Origin of the sequence: Brevundimonas sp. (assembly GCF_036963785.1) — a bacterium.
Taxonomy (GTDB): Bacteria; Pseudomonadota; Alphaproteobacteria; order Caulobacterales; family Caulobacteraceae; genus Brevundimonas.
In genome coordinates this window covers 460,725-475,807 of record NZ_JBALUS010000001.1, presented here as the reverse complement: position 1 = coordinate 475,807, position 15,083 = coordinate 460,725, and the positions used below count along the sequence as shown (strand labels likewise).

General features: G+C 68.0%; 17 protein-coding genes. 5 read left to right on the top strand and 12 right to left on the bottom strand.

Annotated features, from left to right (window positions below):
- Positions 1–83 precede the first annotated feature (83 nt).
- Together V7672_RS02430 and V7672_RS02425 are read left to right on the top strand one after the other, a co-directional pair.
- Complete coding sequence (locus V7672_RS02430; protein ID WP_335623073.1) at positions 84–1,406, top strand: metal-dependent hydrolase family protein; 1,323 nt, start codon at positions 84–86, stop codon at positions 1,404–1,406.
- Complete coding sequence (locus V7672_RS02425; protein WP_335623072.1) at positions 1,403–1,840, top strand: hypothetical protein; 438 nt, start codon at positions 1,403–1,405, stop codon at positions 1,838–1,840. Before V7672_RS02430 ends, V7672_RS02425 begins: the two co-directional genes overlap by 4 nt.
- On the opposite strand, the gene lpxK is transcribed toward V7672_RS02425, so the two are convergent.
- Genes lpxK through V7672_RS02405 form a run of 4 tightly spaced genes read right to left on the bottom strand, consistent with a single transcriptional unit; the run spans position 1,841 to position 6,646 of the window.
- Positions 1,841–2,851, bottom strand: coding sequence for a tetraacyldisaccharide 4'-kinase (gene lpxK / locus V7672_RS02420; RefSeq protein ID WP_335623071.1), 1,011 nt, complete (start codon positions 2,849–2,851; stop codon positions 1,841–1,843). It abuts the gene before it with no gap.
- The gene (locus tag V7672_RS02415) at positions 2,848–4,134 is read right to left on the bottom strand and encodes a 3-deoxy-D-manno-octulosonic acid transferase (RefSeq protein ID WP_335623070.1); all 1,287 of its coding nucleotides are present in this window, start codon (positions 4,132–4,134) and stop codon (positions 2,848–2,850) included. The genes lpxK and V7672_RS02415 overlap by 4 nt, the downstream gene beginning before the upstream one ends.
- Positions 4,131–4,823, bottom strand: a complete 693-nt coding sequence (locus tag V7672_RS02410; protein WP_335623069.1) for a lysophospholipid acyltransferase family protein — start codon at positions 4,821–4,823, stop codon at positions 4,131–4,133. The genes V7672_RS02415 and V7672_RS02410 overlap by 4 nt, the downstream gene beginning before the upstream one ends.
- Positions 4,820–6,646 carry an ABC transporter ATP-binding protein gene (locus V7672_RS02405; protein WP_335623068.1) on the bottom strand — a complete coding sequence of 609 codons (1,827 nt, stop codon included), beginning with the start codon at positions 6,644–6,646 and terminating at the stop codon, positions 4,820–4,822. The genes V7672_RS02410 and V7672_RS02405 overlap by 4 nt, the downstream gene beginning before the upstream one ends.
- 140 nt (positions 6,647–6,786) lie before the next feature.
- On the opposite strand from V7672_RS02405, the gene V7672_RS02400 reads away from it, so the two are divergent.
- Positions 6,787–7,452, top strand: coding sequence for a fused DSP-PTPase phosphatase/NAD kinase-like protein (locus V7672_RS02400; protein ID WP_335623277.1), 666 nt, complete (start codon positions 6,787–6,789; stop codon positions 7,450–7,452).
- Positions 7,453–7,544: 92 nt separating this feature from the next.
- On the opposite strand, the gene V7672_RS02395 is transcribed toward V7672_RS02400, so the two are convergent.
- Positions 7,545–7,832, bottom strand: a complete 288-nt coding sequence (locus tag V7672_RS02395) for a DUF7660 family protein (RefSeq protein ID WP_335623067.1) — start codon at positions 7,830–7,832, stop codon at positions 7,545–7,547.
- A gap of 105 nt (positions 7,833–7,937) precedes the next feature.
- The gene (locus tag V7672_RS02390; protein WP_335623066.1) at positions 7,938–8,264 is read right to left on the bottom strand and encodes a hypothetical protein; all 327 of its coding nucleotides are present in this window, start codon (positions 8,262–8,264) and stop codon (positions 7,938–7,940) included.
- A 133-nt stretch (positions 8,265–8,397) separates the two neighbouring features.
- Between V7672_RS02390 and V7672_RS02385 the strand changes: the two genes are divergently transcribed.
- Together V7672_RS02385 and V7672_RS02380 are read left to right on the top strand one after the other, a co-directional pair.
- Positions 8,398–8,679, top strand: a complete 282-nt coding sequence (locus V7672_RS02385) for a hypothetical protein (RefSeq protein WP_335623065.1) — start codon at positions 8,398–8,400, stop codon at positions 8,677–8,679.
- A gap of 1,020 nt (positions 8,680–9,699) precedes the next feature.
- Positions 9,700–10,035, top strand: coding sequence for a DUF2185 domain-containing protein (locus V7672_RS02380; RefSeq protein ID WP_335623064.1), 336 nt, complete (start codon positions 9,700–9,702; stop codon positions 10,033–10,035).
- Positions 10,036–10,113: 78 nt separating this feature from the next.
- On the opposite strand, the gene V7672_RS02375 is transcribed toward V7672_RS02380, so the two are convergent.
- From V7672_RS02375 to V7672_RS02350, 6 genes are read right to left on the bottom strand one after another with little or no spacing between them, the layout of a single operon-like run.
- Complete coding sequence (locus tag V7672_RS02375) at positions 10,114–10,326, bottom strand: hypothetical protein (protein WP_335623063.1); 213 nt, start codon at positions 10,324–10,326, stop codon at positions 10,114–10,116.
- Positions 10,327–10,372: 46 nt separating this feature from the next.
- Positions 10,373–10,630, bottom strand: coding sequence for a DUF4170 domain-containing protein (locus tag V7672_RS02370; RefSeq protein ID WP_335623062.1), 258 nt, complete (start codon positions 10,628–10,630; stop codon positions 10,373–10,375).
- A 43-nt stretch (positions 10,631–10,673) separates the two neighbouring features.
- Entirely contained in the window at positions 10,674–11,468 is a 795-nt protein-coding gene (locus V7672_RS02365) for a 3'(2'),5'-bisphosphate nucleotidase CysQ (protein WP_335623061.1), read from the bottom strand.
- Positions 11,465–12,814, bottom strand: a complete 1,350-nt coding sequence (locus tag V7672_RS02360; protein ID WP_335623060.1) for a TldD/PmbA family protein — start codon at positions 12,812–12,814, stop codon at positions 11,465–11,467. Before V7672_RS02360 ends, V7672_RS02365 begins: the two co-directional genes overlap by 4 nt.
- Positions 12,815–12,866: 52 nt before the next feature.
- Positions 12,867–13,295, bottom strand: coding sequence for an MAPEG family protein (locus tag V7672_RS02355; protein WP_335623059.1), 429 nt, complete (start codon positions 13,293–13,295; stop codon positions 12,867–12,869).
- Positions 13,295–15,082 carry a M14 family metallopeptidase gene (locus V7672_RS02350; RefSeq protein ID WP_335623276.1) on the bottom strand — a complete coding sequence of 596 codons (1,788 nt, stop codon included), beginning with the start codon at positions 15,080–15,082 and terminating at the stop codon, positions 13,295–13,297. Before V7672_RS02350 ends, V7672_RS02355 begins: the two co-directional genes overlap by 1 nt.
- Position 15,083: the final 1 nt, after the last annotated feature.

Genomic DNA, 15,083 nt, shown 5'->3' with positions numbered 1-15,083 from the left:
AAATCCGTACGGCCATAGCAACCTGAGCCTTGGCGAAACCTCACAGGGGCCTATGGTGCAAGCCTCATACCGGGGAGGTGGAAATGCGTTCGATCCTGATGGCCCTTGGCCTGTTTCTGCTCTCGGCAGTCCCGAGCTTTGCACAGCAAGGGGCAGTCCCGACTGGCCTTTCTCCTGATGGGGGAACGACGTTCCTGCAGGTCGGGCGCCTGCTGGCCGACCCCGGAACCGGTAGAATTCTCACGGATAAAACTGTCGTGATCGCGGGCGGTCGGGTGGTTGAGATCCGCGACGGCTTCGTCGGCGAGGGCCGGGTCATCGACCTGCGCGACGCCTTCGTCCTGCCCGGCCTGATCGACAGCCACGTCCACCTGACCAGCCAGCAGAGCCCGACCGGCCGACTGGACGCCGTCACCCTGTCGACCTCGGACCGTGCCATGATCGGGGTGCGTCACGCCCGCCTGACCCTGATGGCGGGATTCACCACCGTGGCCGATCTGGGCGGAGCCAATGAGGCGGTCTTCGCCCTGCGCGACGCCATCCGGCGCGGCGATGTGGTCGGGCCGCGCATCATCGCCTCGGGCTCGTCTGTCTCGGTCCATGGGGGCCACGGCGACGCCAACGGCTATCGCGACGAGGTGCTGCACGTCCTGTCCTCGCCCAGCATCTGCTCGGGCGTCGACGACTGTATGCGGGCTGTGCGCGAACAGGTCCGCGCGGGCGCCGACGTCATCAAGATCACCGCGACCGGCGGCGTCCTGTCCAACACCGCTGCCGGTCTGGGCCAGCAGTTCACCGAGGACGAACTGGCCGCCATCGTCGAGGCCGCCCACCGCATGGGCCGCCGCGTCACCGCCCACGCCCACGGGGCGGACGGCATCAATGCCTTCCTGCGCGCGGGTGGCGACTCGATCGAGCACGGCACCTATCTCGATGACGAATCCATCCGCCTGATGCGTCAGGGCGGCGCCTGGCTGGTGCCGACCCTGATGGCCGGGGACTATGTGGCCCGGGTCGCCTCCGGCCCCGACAACTTCTTCACCCCGGCCCAGACCGAAAAGGCCCTGCAGGCCGGACCCCTGATGCTCGACATGGCCGGCCGCGCTCACAGGGGCGGCGTGCGGATCGCCTTCGGCACCGACTCGGGTGTCTCGGCCCACGGCGACAATGCCCAGGAGTTCGCCCTGCTGGTCCGCGCGGGCCTGACCCCGCTCGAGGCCATCCAGACCGCCACCGTCAACGCCGCCGAACACCTCGGCATTGCCGATCAGGCGGGCCGCATCGCCCCCGGCATGCCCGCCGATCTGATCGCCGTCCGCGGCGACCCGCTGACTGACGTCACCGTCCTCGAACACGTCACCTTCGTCATGAAGGGCGGGGTGGTTTACCGGGACGACCGCCGATGAAAAAGGCAGCGCTGGCCCTGGGCCTCGTCGCGGCGCTTCCGCTGCTCTGGAGTTGCATCGGCGGATGGGGCTTCGTCCACGACCAGCCGCTCGCGGGTCCCTACCGGCTGGTTGCCGTGGACGCGCGCGAGGACATGGGTGTCTGCCGGTCACTCGAGGGGGGCAACTGTTCGGGTGACGGACTGCCGGATCGTACGGTCTTCGCGGCTGGAGCGAACGACCGCTATCTGGTCATCGCCCGCCATCCCTCGGTCTTCGGCGAGCCGCTGAACAAGGCGGTCACCGAATACTATGTCGTGGAACGCAGCGCCGACGAGAGCCAGCCGGGATCCCGGCCAACAGTGCAGGGTCCGTTCGATCAGCCCGAATTTGATGACAAGGCCCGCGAGCTCGCCCTGCCCGGGTTCACGATCGTCTTCGACGATCTGCGCTGATCAGCCGCCGCAGGCCCGGGCCAGCAGGGCCTCCAGCGCCGCCGCGTCCTCGAAGCGGGCGCGGACGGGCCAGGCGCTGACCCGGTCGCGCCATTCGGGGGGCAGGCGTACCCAGTCCTTCTCGGTGGTCACCAGACCGGCGTCGAACACCGCCGCCCGGTCGGCTAGGGCCTGAAGCTCGCCTTCGGAATAGGCGGCGTGGTCGGCGAAGGGCGCGAAGTCGACGAGGTCGCACCCGGCGGCCTTCAGCGACCGCTCGACCTTCCACGGCTTGGCGATGCCGGCAAAGCCCATCTGCGGTCCGGCGGGGGGAGGGGCTGCGGGCTCCAGTCGCGCAATCAGCACCGGCAGGGCGCCGAAGGTCGCCACCAGCTCCGGATCGGGCGCCTCAAGATCGGCCGGCATCAGGATGACGACCGCATCGGCCCGCGAAAGCCCGGTCTCCAGCGGCTCGCGCATCGGGCCGGACGGAAACACCGCCCCGTCTCCGAACGGCCATTCGTCATCGCGGGTCTCGCCGTCGACGATGATCAGGCTGAGGGTCTTGGCCAGCGTCGGGTTCTGGTGGGCGTCGTCCAGCACCAGAGCCTCGGCCCCGCCCGCCACGGCGGCATCGGCGCCGGCCGCCCGGTCGCGCGCGATCCAGGCGGGCGCGACCTGGGCCAGCATCAGGGGCTCGTCGCCGACATCCTCTGCCGTGTGCGTGGCGGGATCGACCTGCACCGGGCCCTCCAGCCGGCCGCCATAGCCGCGCGACAGGGCATGGGCCGCGACGCCCCGCGCCTTCAGCCGTTCAAGAACCGCCAGCGCCACCGGCGTCTTGCCCGAGCCGCCCACGGTCAGATTGCCGATCGAGATGACCGGCACGCCCGGATCATGCGGCACCGTCCGGGCCATCCGCCGCGCGGTCGCCGCCGCCCAGATCCACGAGACCGGCTGCAGCAGCATCCGGGGCAGGACGCCGTATTTGCGGTCGCGGCGGTACCACCAGCGGGGGGTCGAGATCTTCATCGGCGGCCTCCGGCGGGGGGCAAAAGCGGTGCCATCGCCTGCCACAGAACCTCCAGCCCGCCGTCGGCGCCAGCAGCCGCCTGTTCGGCCTGACGCCCCAGCTGACGGGCCCGGTCGGGGGCGGCCAGCAGTTCGGCGACCCGGGGCGGCAGTCGCGACAGGTCGGTGATGATCTCCAGCCCACCCGCCTCGGCCATCGTCCCGGCGATGCTCCAGTTGCTCATGTCCGGCCCGGTCAGGGTCGGCCGGGCCAGCCGCGCGGGCTCCAGCGGATTGTGGCCACCGACGGGCGCGCGCCCGATCAGCGGGCCGAAGGCCCCGCCCAGCACCACCACCTCGGCGAGCCGCAGAAACAGGCCCATCTCGTTCAGCGTATCGGCCAGATAGACCTGCGTGTCCGCGCCGGGCGTCTCGCCCCGCGACCGCACCGCGACCCTCAGGCCCAGCGCCGCCATGTCGGCCTCGATGGTTCCCGCCCGCTCCGGGTGCCGCGGCACGACGATCAGGAAGGGCAGGGGGTCGAGCGCCTGCAGCCGCTGGACCAGCGCCGCCTCCTCGCCCTCATGGGTGCTGGCCAGCACGACGACCGGCCGGTCGCCGATGGCCCCGCTCAGCCGGTCGAACTCCTTGCGGTCGAAGGGCAGGGGCGCGCCGACCAGCTTCAGATTGACCCGCCCGTCCGTCCGCCCGCCCAGATCGGTGATCCGGCTCGCCGAGGCATCATCCTGCGGCAGGATGCTGGCGAAGGCATCCAGCAGCGCCCTCGCCGACGCCGGGCGTTTCTTCCAGCCCTCGGCGCTGTGCTCGGTGATCCGCGCGCTGGCCAGCATCAAGGGAATGTCGCGCGCCTGCGCCTCCAGGATCAGGTTCGGCCACAGCTCGCTCTCGACGAACAGGCCCAGCGACGGCCGCCAGTGGTCGAGGAACCCGCCGACAGCTCCCGGCGTGTCGACCGGCGCATACTGGTGGATGACCCCCTCGGGCAGGCGCTGGGCCATCATCCGGGCCGAGGTCAGGGTGCCGGTGGTCACCAGCACCGACAGCTCCGGCCGCCGCTCGGCCAGCAGGGCGATGACCGGCAGCAGCGACAGGCTCTCGCCCACACTGATCGCATGCATCCAGACCAGTGCGCCCTTGGGCCGCCCGACCCCGGCATGGCCCAGCCGTTCGTCGAGACGGGCGGGGTCTTCCTTGCCCTTCCTTGCCCGATACGTCAGCACATGCGGCGCCAGCGGCTCCAGCCCCCGGGTCAGCAACCGATAGGTGCGGAGCAGCAGGCTCACGCCGGGTCCCGGGCCAGACCGGTCAGCCGGTCGGCGCGCGCCTCGACCGCGTTCAGCCGGTCGGTCCAGTCGGCGGTGACCGTCTCCATGTCGCCGTCCTCGGGCCAGTCCACCCGGTCCCAGACCACCGCCCCCTTGCCGAACGGCAGGGGCAGGACCGCCCGGTCCCAGCTGTTCAGCCGGATAGCCGGATTGCACGACACTCCGATCAGCAGCACCGGTGCCCCCGACATGCGGGCCAGGGTCGGCAGGCCGGGCGCCATGACATTGGCCGGGCCGCGCGGACCATCGGGCGTAATCGCCAGTCCGCCCTCCTTCAGCTGGCGCAGGCCGTCGCGCAGCGCCTGGGTGCCGCCCTTGGCCTGCTGGCGCTTGTCCTTGTTGGCCGAGGAGCCGCGAATGGCGGGGAACCCCAGTCTGGCCATGGCGCGGGCGATGAACTGCCCGTCCGGTGACAGCGAGATCAGTCCCTTGGTCGGCTGGGCGCGTCCGTGGGGCCAGCTGGCGGGCGCCAGGCCCAGCCGCGAATGCCAGAAGACCACCAGCACCCCGCCGCCCTGATCCCAGACCTCTTCGGCGACGCCCTCATTCTCGCGCTGCCAGCGCAGGGTCGCATAGCAGAACGCCATCCACTGCGAGAGCAGCCAGGCCACCGTCTTCTGGATCAGGGGATTGCGCAGCGGCCTCATGCCACCACCCCGGTTGGCCGTCCGTCCAGCGCCTGACTGCGCGCCAGCCGCGCATAGAGGCCCTTCTGGGCGACGAGGTCTGCGTGGCTGCCCTGTTCCACCACCCGCCCGGCCGAGATCACATAGAGGTGGTCGGCGTTCTGCACGGTCGACAACCGGTGGGCGATCATCAGGGTGGCGCGGCCCTCCATCAGCCGCTCCAGCGCGGCCTGCACCAGGGCCTCGCTCTCGGTGTCCAGCGCACTGGTCGCCTCGTCCAGCAGCAGGATCGGCGCATCCTTCAGGAAGGCGCGGGCGATCGCCACCCGCTGGCGCTGACCGCCCGACAGGCGCAGGCCCGCCTCGCCCGCCCGGGTCTGATACCCGTCGGGCAGGGCGGTGATGAACTCATGCGCCGCCGCCGCCCGGGCGGCATCCTCGATCTGGTCCTGCGTCGCGCCGGGCCGGCCATAGGCGATGTTGGCCGCCAGGGTGTCGTCGAACAGGAAGGGCTCCTGCGTCACCAGGGCGATGCGGTCGCGCAGGTCGGCCAGCTTCAGCTCCCGGATGTCGCGCCCGTTGATCGTCACCTTGCCCGCCGTCACGTCGTAGAAGCGTGGCAGCAGGCTCAGGATCGTGCTCTTGCCGCCGCCCGACGGGCCGACCAGCGCCACTGTCTCGCCCGGCCGCACGACCAGCTCAACGTCGGACAGGGTGGGGGCACCGCCCTCGCTGAGCGGGCCATAGGCGAACGAGACGCGTTCCAGCGCCACCGTCACCGGCCCATGGGGCAGGGGAGCGGCATCCGGCGCCTCGCGGATCTCGGGCTGGATATCCAGCGCGCTGAACAGCCGGTCGGCGGCCGTCAACCCCTCGGACATGACGGTCTGCAGATTGGTGACCTGACGCAGCGACTGCCCCGCCGCCATCAGCAGGCCAATATAGGCGGCAAAGGCCCCGACGGTCATCGCTCCGTCGCGCGCCTGCCATCCGGCATAGGCCATGACGGCGGCCACCACGATCATCGCCACCAGATTCGAGATCGGCCCGGCAAAGGCGCGGGCATCGGCGCTCTTGATCACATGGCGCTGACGCCGGCCGACGACCTCGCCCACGCGCGCCTGTTCGGCGTCCTCGCGGTTCTCGATCTTGATCAGCCGCACCCCGTCCAGATTCTCCATCAGGGCGGTCGACAGATTGCCGGTCTCGACCATGGCCCCGGTCGTCGCCTTCTTCATCCGCTTGCCGAACCGGCGGATCACCAGGGCGATCAGCGGCGCCCCCAGCAGCACGATCAGCGTCAACCGCCAGTCGGTCCAGGCCATATAGGCGATCACGGCAATCAGGGTCAGCGCGTGCTGGGTATAGTTGACCATGCCGTTGGTGAAGGCCTCCCGCACCAGATTGGCGTCGAACAGCACCGACGAGACAAACCCGCCCGAGTGCTGCGCCCGCAGCCGCGCCAGATCGGCCCGGATCATCGCCCCGAACAGCTTGATCTGGATGTCGCCGACGATGCCGTGGCCCAGCCGGTTGACCAGCGCTGCCTGTCCCAGCGCCGCTATGGTCCAGATCAGGCCCGCGCCCACGATGATCAGGGGGATCCACACCAGCGCCCGTCCGGGCGGCACGGTGATCACGCCCCAGATGGTCACGGCCTCGCCCAGGAACAGGCCGTCGATGGCCGGCTCCAGCAGCTGCAGCACCGTCGCCGCCATGATCCCGACCACCGCGGCGCAGGCCATCGACAGGCCCAGCGCCGTCTTGTGTCGGGACAGATAGTCACGCCAGATCCGGCCCAGCAGCGGGCGGGCAGGTCTGGAGGATGCGTCGGAAATCGTCATCGGCGCTGAAGGGCTCGGCAAACTGAGATCAAGCCATCACAAGTGAAAACCACGCGAAACTTGACATTATGTCCGGGTCTAGAGGCTGTTCATGCGTGCAGCAAGGTGACGCGGGCTTCACCAGTCGCTATCTGCCCCCCATGTCGCGCCATGATCTGTCCACGCGCCTGGGCCGCTTCAAGACCCACCTGTCCTATTGGCTGGAGGACCATGCCTTCCTGCGCGTGGCCTTTTCGAACGCCCACTGGCTGGGCCCCGATCTGGTGCGCACCAACCAGCCCTCACCGCGCCAGCTGGCCCGATGGAAAGACCGGGGCATCAAGACCGTCATCAACCTGCGCGGCGCGCGGGACGAGGCCTATTACTGGCTGGAGAAGGACGCCTGCGAACGGCTGGGCCTGACCCTGATCGATGCCCCGCTGGATTCCCGCGACGTGCCCGGCCCCGACCGGGTCCACCGGGCAAAAGCCCTGTTCCAGACGATCGAATACCCGGTCCTGATCCACTGCAAGTCGGGCGCCGACCGGGCCGGCCTGATGGCGGTCTTCTATCGCCACTTCCATCTGGGCGAGCCGATCTCCGAGGCCATGAGCCAGCTGTCCAAGAAGTATCTGCACAGCCGCGAGGGCCTGACCGGCGTGCTGGACTTCTACCTCGAGAAATACGTCCACGAGATCGAACCGCAGGGCATCGGCTTCCTCGAATGGGTCGACAGCCCCGGCTATGACCCCAAGGCCATCCGCGCCGAGTTCAAGGCCGGCTGGTGGGGCACCCTCCTGACCGAACGCCTCCTCAAGCGGGAGTAGGGCCCAGGCTGTGTACCCCTGAAATCGCCGATGCCACGGGTCCGCCTACAAGCGGCAAGTCAATGTCCTCCAGGCAAAGCGGACCTTCAGGACTACTCGTAAACCTTGGCGGCGAGCAGCACCGATGCCAGCAATCGCCACGGATTTTCCTCAACATTGCTGCCGGTGTTCCGCACATGCCCGTCGAAGTCGGAAGAGAACCCAGCCACCGCCTCTAGGTATCGGTCCAGCTTGTCATTCTCCCATTCGCCGCGACGCTTCCGGTAGTTCTGCGTCAGGAGTTGTGCAAACCGAACGAAGTCTTCTCTCGTCTCGATGGCCCCCGCCCTTAGGGCGAGGCTGTCGCCGTCATACTCGTTGGGCTTCCCGCGACCGAACATTTCACCCTCTACAACCCGAGCAAGCTACGTAGCCTCGAGGCCGGATCGGCACAGTGTCCGCTTTCCACCCTCAGGCGACGGTCGGCTTTCGACCCATAGCGGATGTTAGGCCCCGCTCCGCATCCGAGCGAAATCGGGCATCTCGCCTACGGTCACAAGGGGTAAATCGCATGCAGTTGCCAAGACGGCAGAGTCATCTTCGATCCAGTGGGCGAAGCCGTCACTTGTCCAAGGGTAGCCATTGCCGCTTTGCGCGAACAGTGACGAAACGAACTGCTCTGCGATAGTCCGGCCCCACCTGATCGCTTCATCTTCTGATGCACTCGCGATCCAGACCCCGGTGCTGTCTTCGTCGTCCCAGCCATGCTCCGCATTTCGCTCGGCCTGGCCCGGAGTTTGATAGGCAAATCTGAAAAGACGCTTCGTCAGCATGTCGCTTCGTTATTGGTGGCGTCTGCGGAGTCAACGTCCGCTTTCCACCCCCACGCGACGGTCTGTTCCCGACCCATGCCTGCCCATAGGAGCGTCCGCTTGCGAGAAAGACCAAAGCACCTAGAGTGGAGAGATGACGTCCGTCGCCATAACAGCCCACCACGACATTATTGTTCGCCGCGAAGCCATGAGACGTGTCGGCCTCAGCGAGGCTGATCTCGCCGCTCTCCTGACCGGTGTGGATCGTCGCGGCGTTAGCTCGGAGCTTCTGATTTTCGGGCCATGCTTCGGAGAGGAAGCAGCTACAGAACTTCATCGGCGGTTGGAGCGTGCTGGGCTCGATTATGTCGACGACTTCTTCCTGGTGGCCATGGACCTGCCTGACTGGCTGAGGCTTCGGGTGGAAGCGATCTGACGATCTCGGAGCCCAATGTTCGTTTTCGACCCTTAGCGGTCGCTATGTCCCGAGACCATGGCGAGTTCTGAACGCTGCGACCCCTTCCGATTGAGCGATCTCAGCGGACCCGTAAATCCCTTCAGGGCGGAGGGTGGCCCAGCCTTCGGCTTGAACTTTGCCGCCATGCTCTGAAGAGTAATGATACTGCTCAGCGAACGAGTAGTGACCGTCGCTCCGGAGCAATATCACGACCCGTCGGCGCGGGTTCACTGCCGATCCTACTTCGACCTCTTCAAGCTCTCTTGCGACTTCCAAATCGGCCTCCGATCACGGACGACAAGGCTACAGCAGACCCGAGGCGATGTCCGCTCCCTACCCTTTAGCGACCTTCGGCATTCGACCCATAGCGGACATTACCTCGACGGAGTAATGACGCAGGATGGCTTTGAGATTGCTCAGCTTCATAATCGTCGGGGCGGCGTTGGCAGAGGTCGTCGGATTTGCGGCCTTTGCTTTCTGGACGCGGGATTTCTACGCCGTCGGTTTCGCGATGGAGAGCCTGTTGTTCGGCGTCCTTGGACTCGCCATCATGGGAGGACTAGTTGGCGCAGCGGCCCACCTAATGTCCAAGCCTCGAAACGTCGGCTAACCGCCAGAACGCGAGCGTCTGCTCCCGACCCATTGCGACATTGCGGGCCGTCTTTACGATAAGGTTATGCAGAACACCCGACCTCCCATGGACCCCCTCGTCATCGGATTATCCGGCGGTGTGGGTGCGGGATTTGGACAATACTTCCTGAGCGGCCAGTCGATCCCTTGGGCGGTCGGCGTTGCCGTTTGCGCGGGGATAGGGATCTACTATTTCGTACGCTACCTGAACCGACCGGATGGTCGGCTGTGATCGCATTTCGCTTATGCGGCACTGGCTCATGCCAGTAGATGGATGTCGGCTTTACGCCCTGAGGCGGCGGACCGCTCTCGACCCATTGCGGACGTTCGAATGGTTCGCTTACCCTTGCTTCAAGAGGAGCGTCGGCCATGTCTGTGAAGATATTCAAACTGAAGCCTCATCAAATCGCGCCGATCGCATTGGGGCGCGGAGGGTGCCTTTGCACGGACAGGATCGTCGTTGATGGCAGTCCGGTGGGTTACATGTATCGAGAGCCCCCTTCCCGACCCGAAGATAGCGGCTGGCGCTTTTTTGCGGGCGACGAGGACGACGCTTACATGGAGGACCTCCATCGGCACGGCGTCTACGACGTTAACACAGTCGTCAACTACGACCCCGACGTCTTTCCGTACTTGGATGCCCCACCAGGAACCTGCCTAGAACGTGACGGCGCATCGTTCCGCCGTTTGCGCGACGACGAATAGGTCCGCTAGCCACCCTTGGCGGACATTCCGCGAGCCCGCTTTTCGGAGGGCGTCGCGCGTCGCTTGTGAGGACACGAGCTAGCCCCAGGGACCGCTCGAACCCCCGGAGCCGCCGCCCTCGGCCCGTTCCTGCGCCTCACGCCTTGCCTTGCGGTCGGCTTCCCAGCGCTTGAACCAGCGGTGATAGCTGCGCTCGCCGCGCATGACGAACACCCAATAGATCAGGCTGGCGCACAGCAGCACCAGGGCGAACACCTGCTGGGTATCAAAGGTCTGGCCGAACAGGGTCATGCGCTCAGGGTCTCACGGTCCGGGCCAGGGCGCCAGAGGCCCGGGCTCAGTGGGCGTCGCCGCGCGGGTCGATCATCCGGTGCGCATGCAGGATGAAATAGCGCATGTGGGCGTTGTCGACCGTGGCCTGGGCCTTGGCCTTCCAAGCCTTCTTGGCTTCGGCATAGCTGGGGAAGGCCCCGACGAAGTCGATCTTCGACAGGTCGCGAAACACCGGGGCGTCCAGGTGACGCAGCTCGCCGCCGATCACCAGATGCAGCAGTTGGTCGGGCTCTTGTCCGGGGGTCTTGGGGGTGTCGGTCATGGGCGGCTGGCCTGCGGGCAGGCCTCCTGATGAAGGGGAGGGGTCAACTGGCCCGGGGGATAGCCCCGGTTCGCTCCAGGATCAACGGGTGCAGCGCCGGCGCCGAGCAGATCAGGCTGTCCTGACGCGGGTCGGGCCGGTTGAAGCGCCAGTCCCCGCCCAGATGATCCGTGACAATCGCGCCGGCCGCCTGGGCGATAAGGGCACCCGCGGCCACATCCCAATCCCATTTGGGCGTCAGCGCGACCGTGGCGTCAAACGCCCCCGCCGCCACCAGAGCCATGCGATAGGCCAGGGCGTTGCGCTTCTCGAACCGCATGGGTGGCCAGGGCGTCACCCACTGCGGGCCCTGCAGCATCTGGGCACTGGCCAGCAGCGAGGCATCCTCGAGCGTATCGGTGTCGCTGGCCCGGATCGTCCGGCCATTCATGCGCGCTCCGGTGCCGGCCGTGGCCTCAAAGGTCTCCGACAGCTCCGGCACGTGGATGACGGCGGCCACCGGCTGGCCGTCCTCGACCACGGCAATCGGGATGCACCACCAGGGCCGGTTGGCGATGAAGGCCTGGGTGCCGTCGATCGGGTCAACCACGAAGATCCGCCGGTGCTTCAGCCGCTCGGGGCTGTCCGGCGTCTCCTCCGACAGCCAGCCATAGTCGGGCCGGGCTGCCCGCAGGCGCTCCTTCAGAAAGGCGTCGACGGCATGGTCGGCGCTGGTGACCGGCGAGCCGCCGGGCTTGCTCTCGATCTCCAGCCCCTTGACCCGCTCGGCCTCGGCCAGAATGGCGCCCTCGCGCGCGGCCTCGACGATCAGGGCAAGATCGGCGGCGAGATCGGTCACTTGCCGGCCACCGCCACGCCGTCGATCAGCAGCGACGGGCTGTTGAACGAGGACCGGAACTCCAGATCGCTGCCCGCCACCATCCGCATCCACAGCTGGCGCAGGTTTCCGGCCACGGTCACTTCGCTGACCGGATGAGTGATCTGGCCGCCCTCGAAGAAGAAGCCCGACACCCCCGCCGACCAGTCGCCGGTGTTGGGGTTCAGCGACGGCCCGAACATGGAGGTCACCAGCAGGCCGGTGCCCGCCTGTCCCATGAGGCCCTGCAGGTCGGCTTCGCCCGGGGTCAGGTGCAGGTTGTGGGTCGAGACGCCCGACGGCCCGGCCAGCCCGCGCGAGGCATGGCCGGTGCTGGCCAGACCCAGCTGCGCCGCCGCCGCCGTATTCATCAACCAGGTGGTGACCACGCCCTGATCGACCAGCGCCCGCTTGACCACCTCGACACCCTCGTCGTCGAACGGGGTCGAGCCCAGACCGCGCGTGCGGAACGGGTCATCGATCAGCGACAGATGGGCGGGCAGCACGGCCTCGCCCATCACGTCCTTCAGGAAGGAGGTGCCGCGCGCAATCGACGGGCCGGAGATGGCCCCCAGCAGCGGCGACAGCACTTGGGTCGCGACCCGGTTCTCGAAGATCACGGGCAGGGTCCGCGAGGCGATCTTGCGCGCGCCGACACGGGCCACGGCGCGACGCCCGGCCTCCAGCCCCAGACTTTCGGCCGACGGCATGTCCGACAGGTGGCGCAGGGTGCGGTGCTCGCCGCCCCGCTCCATCGCCCCGTCCTTTTCGGCGATCACGCCTGCGCCCAGCGAAAAGGCCGTGCCGCGATACTGGCCGTCGAACCCGTGCGAGGTCACCAGCCGCCAGGCGCTGCGCGAGGCCGAGGCATGGCCGCCCTCCGACCGCGCCACGCCCTCGACCCCCAGAGCCGCCGCTTCGCAGTCGCGCGCCGCCGCCTCCAGCGCCGTCGGCTCGGGAAAGCCGTCGTCGTAGAGGTCCAGCTCGCGGAACGGCGCCCGGGCCAGCCGGTCCTCCGGGGCCAGGGTTGCATAGGGATCTTCCGGGGCCAGCCGCGCCATGGCCACGGCCCGCTCGATCAGTCGCGCCCGCGTCGGTGCCGACAGGTCCGAGGTCGAGACCGTCGCCTGCTTCCGTCCGATGAAGACCCGCAGGCCCAGATCATGCGATTCCTCGCGCTCGACATCCTCCAGCGCCCCGTCGCGCACCCCGACCGACAGCGAGGTCCGCTCCGAGGTCACCGCCTCGGCGGCATCGGCACCGGCCCTGAGCGCGGCGGCCAGGACATCGTGGATCAGATCAGCGGAGGGAGCAGGGGAATCGGCCATGCCCCGATATGGCGACCGCGGCCCCACGGGGCAACCGTCCGCCACACTCGGCTCAGCCCACGGCCTGCCCGATCAGCAGGCCGGCGGCGAACAGCAGCACGGCATAGGTCAGGGCCATGCCCAGAATCCGGCCCAGCGACGGCCCCTTCTGGAACAGCAGGCCCGCCGCATGGATCACCCGCCCGACCAGCAGGGTCGCCCCCAGGATATGGATCAGCAGCGGCGTCGCTCCGGTCAGGGCCAGCAGCAGCAGGGCGATCAGTCCGGCCGGCACATATTCCGTCGCATTGCCGAAGGCGCGTCCGGCCGCCGTCAACGACACATGGCCGCCGTCGCCGAAGGCCACCTTCAGCCGCCTCCTCTGTCCGACCACGCCCCACGACAGCACCACCAGCCATAGAACCAGCAGCCCGACCCATAGCGACAGGGCATCCAGCGCCCCCGCTGCCGTCTCGGGCCCGATGAAATCCGACAGGGTCATCAGCGTGTCTCCCGCGCGACCGGATACAGGTTGAAGCGGTCGTCGTAGAAGGGCGTCCGCTCATAGAACCAGGCCAGCCGCGCATCGCCATCGGCGGCAAACTCGGCGTCGGCGGCCAGCTTCGCCTCGAACTCGGCCTTCAGCGCCGGATCGGCGGCCATCATCGCCTCGGCCAGCGGGGCGATGGCATAGCCCTCGATATATTCGACGCGGTTCAGCACCTCGAGGAACATGCCCCAGGCAAAGAAGCTCTCGGTCGACTGCGGCTCCAGCAACAGCACGACCACATCGCCCAGCGGCTGGTCGGTCGACACCCGCACCGATCCGGCGGGGAAGGTCCACTCGCGGGCCTCGGGCGTCACGCCGCCGACGCGCACCGGCACATGGCCCTCATTGGTGCGCGGCGACAGGCGGATGTCCTCCAGCCGCAGCATCTCGACCGACACGGTCCGCGCCTCGGTCAGAGGCTCCATCTCGATGCCGTGCATCTTCAGGCGTTCGATGATGTCGGCCCGGTGCGCGGGCACCCAATAGGCCTCGGGCCGCGCCAGCTCCAGCGTCGGCACCGAGCCGTAGAAGGGCATCTGCCACAGTTCGGGATCGGCCACGCCCAGCCAGCGCACCTCCTCGCGGCCCGACGCCGGGCTGACATAGGTCTCATAGCGGATGCCCTTGAACGGGCGGATCGAGACGGGCTCTTCCGACGGCACGAAATTGGTCGGGACAGTCGCGGGGCGCAGGGCCCGGTCTGCCTCGACCGCCGCCCGCAGATCGCCGCCGTCTTCAGCCAGCACCTTCATCGCCGTCTCGAGGAAGACATAGGTGCCCAGCACCCGCTGGTCATAGGGCTTCAGGCTGTGGTTCTCGATCAGGATGGTCGGCACATGGGCGGCCGAGCCCCAGCCGTTCGAGAAGCGCTCGCCCAGCCCGCCGTCCGACAGGCCCGCGCGGGGGTTCTGGTCGTCAATGCCGAACACCAGCTCGCCCGGGATATGGCCCTGGGCCTCCAGCGCGTCGTTCACGGCCGGCTTGAAGGCGGCGTCCAGCCAGCGGGCGGTCGAAGGGCTGCGCGACCACACCCCGTTCTCGCCGTTGTAGCCATAGGTGACGTCATATTGATAATCGAGACCGTCGGTGACGTGGATGTCGACATACAGGTCCGGCTGATACTTCAGCACCAGACCGCGCACCGCCTGCATCTCGGCCTGGTCCAGCTTCATATAGTCCCGGTTCAGGTTCTGGTTGGTTGCTGTATTGCGCCAGCCCTGAACCCGGGGCCCCCGCTGGTTCGGCCGCGAATAGGCGCTGGCCCGTTCGTGCCCGTCCACCGACAGGATCGGGATCAGGATCAGATTGGCCCCGTCCAGCAGGTCGTCGCGCCCGTAAAAGGCGATATCGCGCAGCAGCATCATGCCCGCGTCCTTGCCGTCGATCTCGCCGGGGTGAATGCCCGCCTGGGCCAGGATCACCGGCTTGGCGGGATCGAAGGTCGCCCCGTCCTTGGAGGCGATCACCGCATAGATCGGCCGTCCCTCGGGCGAGGTGCCGAACTGCTCGATGCGGATCCAGTCCGAGGCCGCATCCAGCCGGTCGAACCAGGCGCGCGTGTCCGCATAGTTCGGGCTGAAATCCAGCTCGGGGTCGCGCTCGAAATCGGTCGCCCACGGGTCCGACGCAGGCCGCAGCAGCGACCGGCTGGCGCCGTCCCACGCCGGGGCCGGCGGCAGGAATCCCTGGGGATCATACAGGGCCTGATTGGGCAGGGCGGGCGACGGGGTCTGGGCCATG

Excerpts from the sequence above, each read along its gene's own strand:
- V7672_RS02430 (WP_335623073.1), top strand. The coding sequence starts at position 84 with ATGCGTTCGATCCTGATGGCCCTTGGCCTGTTTCTGCTCTCGGCAGTC.
- V7672_RS02425 (WP_335623072.1), top strand. The coding sequence starts at position 1,403 with ATGAAAAAGGCAGCGCTGGCCCTGGGCCTCGTCGCGGCGCTTCCGCTG.
- lpxK (WP_335623071.1), bottom strand. The coding sequence starts at position 2,851 with ATGAAGATCTCGACCCCCCGCTGGTGGTACCGCCGCGACCGCAAATAC.
- V7672_RS02410 (WP_335623069.1), bottom strand. The coding sequence starts at position 4,823 with ATGAGGCCGCTGCGCAATCCCCTGATCCAGAAGACGGTGGCCTGGCTG.
- V7672_RS02405 (WP_335623068.1), bottom strand. The coding sequence starts at position 6,646 with ATGACGATTTCCGACGCATCCTCCAGACCTGCCCGCCCGCTGCTGGGC.
- V7672_RS02400 (WP_335623277.1), top strand. The coding sequence starts at position 6,787 with ATGTCGCGCCATGATCTGTCCACGCGCCTGGGCCGCTTCAAGACCCAC.
- V7672_RS02395 (WP_335623067.1), bottom strand. The coding sequence starts at position 7,832 with ATGTTCGGTCGCGGGAAGCCCAACGAGTATGACGGCGACAGCCTCGCC.
- V7672_RS02390 (WP_335623066.1), bottom strand. The coding sequence starts at position 8,264 with ATGCTGACGAAGCGTCTTTTCAGATTTGCCTATCAAACTCCGGGCCAG.
- V7672_RS02385 (WP_335623065.1), top strand. The coding sequence starts at position 8,398 with ATGACGTCCGTCGCCATAACAGCCCACCACGACATTATTGTTCGCCGC.
- V7672_RS02380 (WP_335623064.1), top strand. The coding sequence starts at position 9,700 with ATGTCTGTGAAGATATTCAAACTGAAGCCTCATCAAATCGCGCCGATC.
- V7672_RS02375 (WP_335623063.1), bottom strand. The coding sequence starts at position 10,326 with ATGACCCTGTTCGGCCAGACCTTTGATACCCAGCAGGTGTTCGCCCTG.
- V7672_RS02370 (WP_335623062.1), bottom strand. The coding sequence starts at position 10,630 with ATGACCGACACCCCCAAGACCCCCGGACAAGAGCCCGACCAACTGCTG.
- V7672_RS02360 (WP_335623060.1), bottom strand. The coding sequence starts at position 12,814 with ATGGCCGATTCCCCTGCTCCCTCCGCTGATCTGATCCACGATGTCCTG.
- V7672_RS02355 (WP_335623059.1), bottom strand. The coding sequence starts at position 13,295 with ATGACCCTGTCGGATTTCATCGGGCCCGAGACGGCAGCGGGGGCGCTG.
- V7672_RS02350 (WP_335623276.1), bottom strand. The coding sequence starts at position 15,082 with ATGGCCCAGACCCCGTCGCCCGCCCTGCCCAATCAGGCCCTGTATGAT.